The 11,929-nt window shown below is 69.7% G+C and carries 8 protein-coding genes; 2 read left to right on the forward strand and 6 right to left on the reverse strand.

Annotated elements, in window-relative coordinates; translation table 11 throughout:
• Positions 1–214: 214 nt before the first annotated feature.
• On the forward strand, positions 215–1,336 hold the full coding sequence (aroB, locus tag M8859_RS32210; protein WP_159919302.1) for a 3-dehydroquinate synthase: 1,122 nt from the start codon (positions 215–217) through the stop codon (positions 1,334–1,336).
• Positions 1,337–1,403: 67 nt separating this feature from the next.
• Here the strand turns inward: aroB and M8859_RS32215 are convergent, their stop codons facing one another.
• The 6 genes from M8859_RS32215 to M8859_RS32240 all read right to left on the reverse strand — a co-directional run bounded on the left by M8859_RS32215 (position 1,404) and on the right by M8859_RS32240 (position 9,535).
• Entirely contained in the window at positions 1,404–1,883 is a 480-nt protein-coding gene (locus M8859_RS32215; RefSeq protein ID WP_249645396.1) for a B-4DMT family transporter, read from the reverse strand.
• 625 nt (positions 1,884–2,508) lie between these two features.
• Positions 2,509–3,336, reverse strand: a complete 828-nt coding sequence (locus M8859_RS32220; RefSeq protein ID WP_195071728.1) for a shikimate dehydrogenase — start codon at positions 3,334–3,336, stop codon at positions 2,509–2,511.
• On the reverse strand, positions 3,326–4,828 hold the full coding sequence (locus tag M8859_RS32225) for an endolytic transglycosylase MltG (RefSeq protein ID WP_159919308.1): 1,503 nt from the start codon (positions 4,826–4,828) through the stop codon (positions 3,326–3,328). Before M8859_RS32225 ends, M8859_RS32220 begins: the two co-directional genes overlap by 11 nt.
• Positions 4,825–5,388 (reverse strand): Holliday junction resolvase RuvX, encoded by a 564-nt coding sequence (gene ruvX / locus M8859_RS32230; RefSeq protein ID WP_159919310.1) that lies wholly within the window; start codon positions 5,386–5,388, stop codon positions 4,825–4,827. Before ruvX ends, M8859_RS32225 begins: the two co-directional genes overlap by 4 nt.
• A complete protein-coding gene (gene alaS, locus M8859_RS32235) occupies positions 5,388–8,057 on the reverse strand; it encodes an alanine--tRNA ligase (RefSeq protein ID WP_249645397.1) in 2,670 nt (889 codons plus the stop codon). Before alaS ends, ruvX begins: the two co-directional genes overlap by 1 nt.
• A 95-nt stretch (positions 8,058–8,152) precedes the next feature.
• Positions 8,153–9,535, reverse strand: coding sequence for a replication-associated recombination protein A (locus tag M8859_RS32240; protein WP_283780274.1), 1,383 nt, complete (start codon positions 9,533–9,535; stop codon positions 8,153–8,155).
• Between the two features lie 74 nt (positions 9,536–9,609).
• On the opposite strand from M8859_RS32240, the gene M8859_RS32245 reads away from it, so the two are divergent.
• A complete protein-coding gene (locus tag M8859_RS32245; protein ID WP_195071725.1) occupies positions 9,610–11,280 on the forward strand; it encodes an alkaline phosphatase D family protein in 1,671 nt (556 codons plus the stop codon).
• Positions 11,281–11,929 lie beyond the last annotated feature (649 nt).

The raw sequence follows: 11,929 nt of genomic DNA on the forward strand, positions 1-11,929 counted from the left end.
ACACCGCGGCAGGCCCCGCACCGGAATCCGCCGTGACCGCCACCGTTCGATCCCGCCGCGCCCGCAGGGGCGGCGCGGGCGAACCCGACGCCGCGAACGGGGCGGGCAGCGCTGAGACGGCAGGCAGCCGATCCCGGCGCGCCCGCGCACGTCGTGCCCGCTCCCGGGCACGTCAGCAGTCGACAACAGCACCAACAGAATCGGAGCAAGCCACGTGACAGAGCCGAGTCGTCTCGAAGTCCGGACCGCCGACCCGTACCCGGTGATCATCGGCCGCGGGTTGCTCGGCGAACTCGTCGAGTCGGTCAGCGGCGCGACCAAAGGCGTGCGCACCGTGGCCGTCTTCCACCAGCCGCCGCTCACCGAGACCGCGGAGGCAGTGCGAAAGGCGCTGGCCGACACCGGTATCGACGCACACCGCATCGAGATCCCGGACGCCGAGGCGGGCAAGGATCTCGCGGTCGCCGGGTTCTGCTGGGAGGTGCTCGGTCGCATCGGCCTGACCCGCAACGACGTCGTGGTCAGCCTCGGCGGCGGCGCTGCGACCGATCTGGCCGGTTTCGTCGCCGCCACCTGGATGCGCGGTGTGCGCATCGTGCACGTGCCGACCACGCTGCTGGCGATGGTCGACGCCGCGGTCGGCGGCAAGACCGGAATCAACACCGAGGCGGGCAAGAACCTCGTCGGCTGCTTCCACGAGCCCGCCGCCGTGCTGGTTGACCTGGCCACGCTGGAAACGGTGCCGCGCAACGAGATCGTCGCGGGCATGGCCGAGATCATCAAAGCCGGATTCATCGCCGACCCCGTGATCCTCGACCTGGTGGAGCGTGACCCGGAGGCCGCGCTCGACCCGACCGGCGAGGTGCTGCCGGAGCTGATCCGCCGCGCGATCCAGGTGAAAGCCGACGTTGTGGCCGCCGATCTGAAGGAGTCCAGCCTCCGCGAGATCCTCAACTACGGCCACACGCTCGGCCACGCCATCGAGCGCAGGGAACGCTACCGCTGGCGGCACGGCGCGGCGGTCTCCGTGGGACTGGTCTTCGCCGCCGAGCTCGGGCGTCTCGCGGGCCGTCTCGACGACGCCACCGCCGACCGTCACCGCGCGATCCTGTCCGCGGTCGGCTTGCCGACCAGCTACGATGCCGACGCGCTGCCCCAGTTGCTGGACGCCATGCAGACCGACAAGAAGACCCGCTCCGGCGTGCTGCGCTTCGTCGTGCTCGACGGCCTGGCCAAGCCCGGTCGCCTGGAAGGACCCGATCCCACCCTGCTGGCCGCCGCCTACTCGGCGATCGCTCGGGAGGACAGCCCGAGCGGTGGTGCGGTCCTCCTGTAGACCCGCAGCACTTCGAGACACGAAAACGGCGCGCCCGGGTGGCCGGGCGCGCCGTTCGTTCGTCGAATCAGATCGCGATACCCGCGGCGGAGTACATCGACGGCGGGGTGGAGCGTTTCTTGCCGTTGCGCCGCTCGACCAGCATCCGGCCGATACCGACGCCGATCAGCGCGGGCACGAAGATCAGCAGGATGATGAACGAGGCGCCCGCCGTCACTTCGAACAGCAGGCCGTTGTCACCGAGATCGAACCGGGGAACGAAGTCCAGGATCCAGGCGACGAGGCCGCTGCCGATACCGGCCGCGACCGCGGCCTTCAGCCACATCATGGTGAGATCGGCGCCTCGTTCCGCGTCCCCGCTGGCCGCGCGGTCGTTGCGACCGTCGAGCACACCCCAGGACACGATGGCCGCGACCAGCACGATCAGGCACGAAATGCGCATCAGCGCCCCGTGCGTCGGCCAGTACACCATCGCGAACCCGAGTACGGCACGCAACGCCACCACCAGCGCGCCGAGCACCACGGCCCGCAACCACCAAGCATTCATGCGAAACACCATAGCCGTGTTTTTCGGCATCGCCTATGGCGCTGCGTGGCTCAGTTGGACGGAACCCAGAGGTCGTATCTACCACTGCCGTCATCGCGCCGAACGCACCGCGCCCGATCATTCCAGAGCGGCGCGTCTTTTCGGCAGCTTGCCAGCGAGACGTTCGACGCCGACGCCACACAGTGGAACCCCCAGCTGGGCTGCGCCGATGCGCAGCCAGAGGCTGCGGCCGCCGACTGTCCGCCGAACACGAACGCGGACGCGGCGATCGCCATCGCGGCGGCGATACCGATTCGAGTGAACATAACGCTACCCCTCCCCTTGAAATGTCCCCTTGAAATGCGTTCCCTACCCTTGGAATCCGTGGGAACGCATTGAACAACAGCATAATACGGCGACCACCGCAGTGGAATGAGCGTGGACGCACTGGTACTGCAAGTTGGCAGAGTCGCCGCCTCCAAGTCGTCCCGAAAGTCGAACGCGGGCAGCCCCGCACCGAGCTGATGTCGACCCCGGCCTGCACCCACGCAGCAGTGTCACCCCGGCACCGTACTCGGAAGCTGGGCCATCCTGTCCTGCGAGCGCCCAACGCCGACACGGACCGCCACCACGAACAGAACTGGTTTCAATTCCCGGGTTGATGCCCCTCGCCCATCGCCGCCGCCATCTCCGCGCGCGGCGCAGGTTGCCCGGTGAACAGCTCGACCTGCCCGTACGCCTGGTTCAACAGCATCTGCAATCCGCTGACGACGGTGTGGCCCGCGCGTTCGACGGCCTCCGCCAACGGAGTGGGCCACGGGTTGTAGATCGCGTCGAGCACCACCGGAGCCTCGGCCACCGCGGGGGCGACCACCGCGGCCGCGGTGGTGGGAACGGTGCTGACCACGGCGCCTGCCGCCGCGCAGATCCCCTGGAGAGGTCCGGCCTCGAAGGCGGCCAGTGCGGCGATCATTCCGAGCCGCTCGGCCAGTTCCAGCGCGCCGCGCGCCCGGCCCGGATCCCGCGCGACCACGGTGACCGTCTTGGCCCCCAGTTCCGACAACGCGAGCAGCGCGGGCCGCGCGGTGCCGCCCGCCCCCAGAACCACGCCCTCGGTCAGCTCCTCGACCCCGGCGCCGCGCAGCGCGCCGAGCACGCCGTCCACGTCGGTGCAGTCGGCGCGCCAGCCGCCTTCGGTGCGGACCAGCGTATTGGCCGACCCGACGAGCACGGCGCGTTCGGTGCGCTCGTTCGCGTAGGCCAGTGCCGCTTCCTTGCCGGGCATGGTCACCGAGAGCCCGACCCATTCCGGGCCGAGCCCGTCGACCAGCCCGGGCAGCTGCTCGGCCGAGCACTCGATGCGCTCGTAGGTCCAGTTCAGCCCGAGCGCGCGATACGCGGCCAGGTGCAGCTGTGGCGATCGCGAGTGCGCGATCGGCTTGCCGAGCACCGCCGCCTTGCGACTAGCGGCCACCACTGTCCTTGGAACTGTCCAGAATGCCGCTGCGCTGCGCCCGTGCGATCAGGCGCAGATGCTCCTGATAGTCGTCGGTGAACAGGGTGGTGCCCTGCTTGTCGACGGTGACGAAGTACAGCCACGGCCCCGGCTCCGGATTCTCCATGGCCCGCAGCGCGTTCAACGACGGGGCCGCGATCGGAGTCTTGGGCAGGCCACGCATCGCGTAGGTGTTCCAGGAGGTTTCCTGGGCGCGGTCGGCGTCGGTGGTCGCCACTTCGGTGCGATCGAGGGTGTAGTTGACCGTCGAGTCGAACTGCAGCATCTGATCGACCCGCAACCGGTTGACGATCACCCGCGCGACCTTGCCCATGTCCTCGGGTTTCGCCTCACGTTCCACCAGCGAGGCGGCCACCAGCGTCTCGTACGGCGTCAGTTTCGTGTCGGCGCCGGACTGCAGCAGGCCGGTGGACTCGTAGCTCTTCGCGCTCGCGCTCACCAGTTGCCGCAGGATCTGCTCCGGTGTGCCGCTGGGATCGAAATCCCAGGTGCCCGCGGCGATCAAGCCTTCCAGCTGCCGCGTGCGGTCCGGGCAGTCCTTGACACCCTGCATCGCCCAGGCGGGCACCCCCAGCGCGGCCAGGTCCAAGCCCGCGCCCGCGGCGTCGAGCTGTTCGTAGGTCACGCACTTCTGGTTGGGGCCGGTGCCGATGCAGCTGGCCTCGGCGATCTTGCGGTAGATGCCGTCATACCGCCCGCCGGTGCTCATGTCGTGCTGGTCGTGCAGCAGCCGTCCCTCGGAGACGACCAGGTTGCCGACCCTGGAATCCTTGCCGACCAGCGCGGCCACCGCCTCCACGGCGGGGCTCTGGCTGGGGATCGCGTAGAAGCCGGGCTGCACCGTGCTCATGTTCGCGTTGCGCACAGCCGCTTGGAAGAACGCGCCCGTGCTCGCGACGACGCCGCGCTCCATCATCGTCGAGGCGATCTGCTGCGAGGTGTCGCCCGGATGCACCTGCACCACCACCAGCGGTCCCCCTGGCCCCGCGAAGTCCTTCGGCGGAGCCATACCGCCGATCAGCTTCATCCCGGCGAAGATCACGGCGCCGGCGAACAGCAGGATGAAGGTGCCCGCGACGAACCATAGGTTCCGGCGGCGCTTCTTGCGCTCGGCCGCTTTACGGGAAGCGACCCGGGATCGCTTCCCGCGCTGCAAGCGGCCGGAACGCCCGGGCTCGGCGCGTTTCGACTCGCCGCGCTTCGAGCGGCGCGGCGACTCCGCGTTCGTGGCCCTCGGGCGTTGCCCGCCACGCCGCGGTGGAGGTGGCGGCGCGGGTGGCTCCTCCTCCTCGTCGTCGTCGACGTAACGGGGGATGACGGTCGTATCGTCGTCGTAGTAGTCGTACTCGTCGCCCTCGTGTTCGTCCCAGGCCCGGTCGTCTCTCCGGTAACGCCGATCAGCTTCGCGCTGTCGGAACAGTTCCTCGGCCCGCGCCCACCGATCCGTCATGCATCGTCCCCGGGCGACGCGGGACGTCCCGCTTCCACCGACCTCAACACCGCACTCCGTTCGTCCAACCATCCTTGCAGGATCGACACGGCCGCCGCCTGATCGATCACCTGCCGCTGGCCACGCGCGCGAACTCCGCTGTCCCGCAATGCACGTGCAGCTGACACCGTAGTCAAACGTTCGTCGGAAAGCCGGACCGGCACCGGCCCGACGGCGGCCCGCAATCGCTCAGCGAATGCGCTGGCCAGCGTAGCGGCAGTCCCCTTCTCCCCGCGTAATGTTCGCGGGAATCCCACAATTACCTCGACTGCCTCGTACTCCCGCACAATTTCGGCAATTCTTTCGATATCGGGTGCGGAAGCCGTCCCTCTGGACTGTTTCGCGCGCGGCACGGTCTCCACCGGGGTGGCGAGAATCCCGTCGGGATCACACGCGGCGACCCCGATCCGGACACTGCCGACGTCGACGCCGATCCGCCTGCCCCGACCGGGATCGGTGGCGGGATGCGGCCGGTCGGCGCCGCGCTGCGCCGACCTCTCCGGTTCCGCGGCCTCGCCCATCACCCGGCGAGTTCGGCCACCCGCGCGCGGACCGCGGCCAGGCCCGCCGGGATGCCGGACGGATCCGAACCCGCGCCCTGGGCCATCTCCGGCTTGCCGCCGCCCCGTCCCGCGATGCTGGGACCGAAGCTGCCGACCAGATCGCCCGCCTTGACGCCGAGCTCCTGGGCGGGCTTGTTCACGGCGACCACGAACGGCACCTTGCCGTCGGCGTTGCCCAGCAGCACCACCACGGCGGGCTCGCTGCCGAACCGGCCGCGGATGTCGGTGGCCAGCGTGCGCAGATCGCCGGCGGGCACGCCCTCGGGCGCGGCCACGGCGACCAGCAGCAGGCGGCCGATCCGCTCGGCCTCCTCGACGAATCTGCCCGCCGAGGACAGCACGGCGGCCATCTTGGTGCGCTCGAGTTCCTTCTCGGCCACCTTGAGCCGCTCCACCAGCTGCTCGACACGGCCGGGCACCTCTTCGGAGGGCACCTTCAGCGCGGAGGCGACACCGGCCAGCAGCGCCCGCTCCTTGGCCAGGTACTTGTAGGAGTCCAAACCGACGAACGCCTCGACCCGGCGTACCCCGGAGCCGACCGACGCCTCACCGAGCACCGTGATCGGGCCGATCTGCGAGGAATGCTGCACGTGCGTGCCACCGCACAGCTCCATCGAGAACGGGCCGCCGATCTCCACGACGCGGACCTCGTTGCCGTAGTTCTCGCCGAACAGGGCCAGCGCGCCCATCTGCTTGGCCTTCGGCAGATCGGTGACGAAGGTGTTCACCGGGAAGTCGGCGCCGACCGCGTCGTTGGAGACGGCTTCGATGTCGGCCTTCTGCTGCTCGGACAGCTGGCCCTGCCAGTTGAAGTCGAAGCGCAGGTAGCCCGGCTTGTTCAGCGAACCGGCCTGCACGGCGTTCGGGCCGAGCACCTGCCGGAGGGCGGCGTGCACCATGTGCGTGCCGGAATGGCCCTGTGTGGCGCCGCGCCGCCACGCCGGGTCGGCCTGCGCGAGCACGACGTCGCCCTCGGTGATCTGGCCGTGCTCCACCGTGGTCTTGTGCACCCAGACCTTCTTGGCGATCTTCTGCACGTCGTTCACGCGCAGCTTCAGGCCCGATGAGGCGGTGATGGAGCCACGGTCGGCGATCTGGCCCCCGGACTCGGCGTAGAGCGGGCTGCGGTCCAGGATGACCTCGACGTCGTGCCCCGCGGTCGCGGTCGGCACCCGCACGCCGTCGGCGATCAGGGCGAGCACGGTGGCCTCGGAGGTGAGCTCGTCGAAGCCGGTGAACTCGGTGGCGCCGCGGTCGACCAGTTCCTTGTAGACGGTGAGGTCCGCGTGGGCGTGCTTGCGGGCCTGCGCGTCCTCCTTGGCACGCTTGCGCTGCTCGGCCATGAGCGAGCGGAAGCCCTCTTCGTCGACCGACAGCCCGGCCTCGGCGGCCATCTCCAGCGTCAGGTCGATCGGGAAGCCGTAGGTGTCGTGCAGGGTGAACGCGTCCGATCCGGCGATCGTGGCGCCGCCGGCGGCCTTGACCGCTGCGGCGGTGTTGTCGAACAGCGTGGAGCCGGTGTTCAGCGTCTTCAGGAACGCCGTCTCCTCGCCGACCGCGACGGTCTCGATGCGTCGGAAATCGGTGGCCAGCTCCGGGTAGGACGGGGCCATCAGGTCGCTGACGACTCTCATGAACTCGCTCATCACCGGCTTCTCCGCGCCCAGCAGGCGGGCCGAGCGCACGATGCGGCGCAACAGGCGGCGCAGCACGTAGCCGCGGCCATCGTTGCCCGGATTCACGCCGTCGGCGATCAGCATCGCGGCGGTGCGGGCGTGATCGGCGATCACGCGGAAGCGGACATCGTCCTCGTGCTGGACGCCGTAGGAGCGCCCGGTCAGCTCCTCGGCCTTGTCGATGATCGGACGGAGCAGGTCGGTCTCGTAGACATTGTCCACACCCTGCAGCAGCAGCGCGATCCGCTCGACGCCCATTCCGGTGTCGATGTTCCGCTTCGGCAGCGACCCGACCGGAGGATGCCCGAGCTTGGGGCTCAGCTCACCACGGACGTCCTGCATGAACACGAGATTCCAGATCTCGAGGTAGCGGTCCTCGTCGGCGACCGGGCCGCCGTCGCGGCCGTGCTCGGGTCCGCGGTCGTAGTAGATCTCCGAGCACGGACCACCCGGGCCGGGCACGCCCATGTCCCAGTAGTTGTCCTTGCCGTCGCGGAACTGGATGCGTTGTTCGGGGATGCCCGCCACCCACTTCCAGATCTCCGCGGTCTCCGGGTCGTCCTCGTACACGGTGACCCAGATCCGCTCCGGGTCGAACCCGTAACCGCCTTCGTCCTGCGGTTTGGCGATCAGCTCCCAGGCGAGGGTGATCGCCCCCTCCTTGAAGTAGTCGCCGAAGGAGAAGTTCCCCGCCATCTGGAAGAACGTGTTGTGCCGCGTGGTGATGCCGACCTCTTCGATGTCGCCGGTCCGCACGCATTTCTGCACGCTGGTCGCGCGCGGGTAGGGCGGCGCCTCCTGACCCAGGAAATACGGCTTGAACTGGACCATGCCTGCGTTGACGAACAGGAGGTTCGGGTCGGCCAGGATCAGCGAGGCACTCGGCACCTCGGTATGGCCGGCACGGAGGAAATGGTCCAGGAAACGCCGTCTGATTTCATGGGTCTGCACGAATACCCAGCCTACCGGTGCCGCGCACCCGAATTTCCATCGACCGGGGTCCCCGCGCGCCCCGGTGAACGGCCGGCGAACCGGCCCGGCCGAGGTCAACCCCGGACGATGCGGCGCAGCTTGTCGACCCGGGGCCCGATCTCCCGTTCGTGGCCGTGGTCGGTGGGGTGGTAGTAGTCGACGCCGACGAGCTCGTCCGGCGGGTACTGCTGGGGCAGCACGCCACCGGGGTCGTCGTGCGGGTACTTGTAGCCCTGGGCGTTGCCGAGGGCCGCCGCGCCCGCGTAATGACCGTCGCGCAGGTGCGGCGGGACCGCGCCCGCTCTGCCCGCCGCGACGTCGGCCATGGCCGCGCCGATCGCGGCCACGACGGCGCCGGACTTCGGGGCGGTCGCCAGGTGGATCGTGGCCTGCGCGAGGGCCAGGCGCCCTTCCGGCAGGCCGACCAGCTGCACCACCTGCGCGGCGGCGGTCGCCGTCTGCAACGCCGTCGGGTCGGCCATGCCGATGTCCTCGCTGGCGTGGATCATCAGCCTACGGGCGATGAAGCGCGGGTCCTCCCCCGCGCTCAGCATGCGCGCCAGGTAGTGCAGCGCGGCGTCGACGTCCGAGCCGCGGATGGATTTGATGAACGCGCTGATCACGTCGTAGTGCTGGTCGCCGGCACGGTCGTAGCGGACCGCCGCCTTGTCCACGCTGGCCTCGACCAGGTCCACGTCGACGGTGCCGTCGAGGGAGGACTCGGCCGAGGCTTCCAGGGCGGTCAGCGCGCGGCGGGCATCGCCGCCCGCGATACGGACGAGGTGATCGAGCGCGGCGTCGGTGACGGCGTACTCGCCCGCGAGACCACGCGGGTCGGTGACAGCGCGGCCGAGCACCTGGCGGATGTCGGCTTCGGTGAGCGAGCGCAGTTGCAGCACCAGCGAGCGCGACAGCAGCGGCGACACCACCGAGAACGACGGGTTCTCGGTGGTCGCGCCGACCAGCAGGACGATCCGGTTCTCCACGGCGGCGAGCAGGGCGTCCTGCTGGGTCTTGGAGAAGCGGTGCACCTCATCGATGAACAGCACGGTCTGCTCACCCGCCGACAGCCTGCGCCGTGCCATGTCGATGACCGCGCGCACCTCCTTCACCCCGGCCGAGAGCGCCGACAGCGCCTCGAACCGGCGGCCGGTGGCCTGCGAGATGAGCGCGGCGAGGGTCGTCTTGCCCGTGCCGGGCGGACCGTACAGCAGTACCGAGGCGGCGCCCGAACCCTCGATCAGCCTGCGCAGCGGGGAGCCGGGACCGAGCAGATGCTGCTGGCCGACCACCTCCTCCAGCGCGGCCGGACGCATGCGCACGGCCAGCGGCGCACCCGAGTCCCTGCGCACCACGGTGTCGATCGAATGCTCCGGAGGCACGGCGGCACCGGGCACGTCGAACAAACCATCGCTCACGGAAAGAACGTTACCGAGCCGCACCGACAGCGCCGGCATACCGTTCCCGCGCCGCGACGGCACGCCCCGATCGGCGGAGCGACCGGCCGAGTTGCGAGTCGCCGGTACTTCGGATGGGATCGGTACCCGTGACTGAAAACGCGATCGTTTCAGATTCCTCGGACTCCGGGCGCTTCGCTCGGCGCACCCTCTTGAAAGGCAGCGCGGCCGCCGCCACCACCACGGCGGTGCTCGGCGCCGCACGCGCGCGAGCCGCGATACCGATATTCCGGCACGGCGTCGCCTCGGGCGACCCGCTCCCCGACGGCGTCGTCATCTGGACCCGCGTGACCGTCTCCGACGACGCGACGCCCGGCTCGGGCTTGGGCGACCCGGCGACCGTGCGCTGGGAGATGGCCGCGGACGAGCGCTTCCTCTCGATCGCCGCATCGGGGTCCGTAACGACCGCGGCGGAGTCCGACCACACCGTGAAGGTCGACGTCTCCGGCCTTGCGCCGGGGGTCGAGTACTACTACCGATTCACCGCCCTCGGCTCGACCTCACCGGTGGGCCGCACCAAGACCGCGCCCGCCACGGCGGACGCGCCGGACCGCCTCCGATTCGGCGTGGTCTCGTGCTCGAACTGGGAAGCGGGCTATTTCGGCGCATACCGCCACCTGGCCGCCCGCACCGACCTGGACGCGATCGTGCACCTCGGCGACTACCTCTACGAGTACGGCCGCGGCAATTACGGCGGGCGCGACGGCGCCGTACGGTCGCACGAACCCGCCGACGAGATCGTCGGCCTGGCCGACTACCGCATTCGCCACGCCCAGTACAAAACCGACCCGGACCTGCTCGCCCTGCACGCCACGCTGCCGTTCATCTGCACCTGGGACGACCACGAATCCGCGAACAACTCCTGGTCCGGCGGCGCGGGCAACCACGATCCCGTGACCGAGGGCGGCTGGCCGGACCGGCGCGCGGCTTCGGTGCAGGCATACCTGGAGTGGATGCCGGTCCGAGCGTCGGGATCGGGCGCCGACGTGCGGATATACCGCAGACTGCGCTTCGGCACCCTGGCCGAACTCACCATGCTGGACCTGCGCAGCTACCGGGACCAGGAAGCGAAGCCGGGAGCGCACTGGCGCGCGGCCGACGATCCGGCGCGCACCATCACCGGAAAGGCGCAGATGGAATGGCTGACGGCGGGCTTGGCGTCCGCGCCGGTGCGGTGGAAGCTGGTCGGCAACTCGGTCATGGTCGCGCCGCTGGTCTTCCCGCCGCTGGAGCCGGCCACCACGGCGGCTTTCACCAGCACCATCGGCGTCCCGCAGTCCGGCCTGCCGCTGAACGGCGACCAGTGGGACGGGTACACCGCCGACCGCGCCCGCCTGTTCCGCGCCATCATCGACCAGCAGATCTCGGACGTGCTGTTCCTCACCGGAGACATTCACTCCTCGTGGGCCGCCGACCTACCCGTGGACGCGGCGAACTATCCGGGCGGCGCGACGGCGGGCGCGGAGTTCGTCGTGCCGTCGGTGACCTCGACAAGCATCGGCGACATGCTCCGGGCGAACTCCGCTCCGATCGCCGAATCGATCAAGACGGTCAACCGTCATCTGCGCTACGTCGAACTGGATTCGCACGGCTACGGCGTCCTGGAGATCACGGCGGACCATGCGCAGATGGACTGGTACTACCTGCTGAACGTGGCCGACCCGAATTCGGGTGTGCGCCATGGCGCTTCGTTCGCCGTCCGCTCCGGGGACCGGATCCAGGCGCGGCAGAACCCGATCGGCTGACCTTCGCGGCGGATCACTCGCCGCCTGCGCATCCGCCGCCACCGCCACCGCATCCTCGTCCACCGCCGCTGTAATCGCTCTTACCTTGCGGCTTGTTCCGCCACTGACGGGCGCGCGTCTCCCTGCTGAGCTGGGCTCCGGCCGCGCGGGCACGTGTCGCCGGGTCATCGCCGACCCGGCGACGTGCCTTGTTCCGTCGGGAGATCACGACGCCGATCACCGCGGCGACGACAACGATCACAAGCAAAACGAGCACTAGCCGACCCACCCGGCACTCCCTCTTCCCAGCGCTCGCACCTCTGATGACCGAGCGCTCCGAACCTCTCATTGTGCCTGGGCGAGAGGGCAATTCATATCCGGTTGCGCAGGCCGGAGGTTGCTGAGAGCCGGCAGCGCACGATATCTCCCGGACGTCGATCACTCCGGTGGTTCCGACCGGCTACGACGCGCAAGCATTCGGCGACATGCCCTTCCGGGGTTTGCCCGTAACCGGGGCTGACGGGACACTCCGGACCACAGGTCACCCAGCGGTCCAGCGGACGGAGGTCCGCGGAAAACGGCGGACCACCGCCGCCGGGCTTCGAGCGCCCGCATCGTGCAGCGGCGCGGCATCCATATCCGGCTTCGTCGCGGCCGATCGCACGGCCGC

The organism is Nocardia sputi (assembly GCF_023501985.1).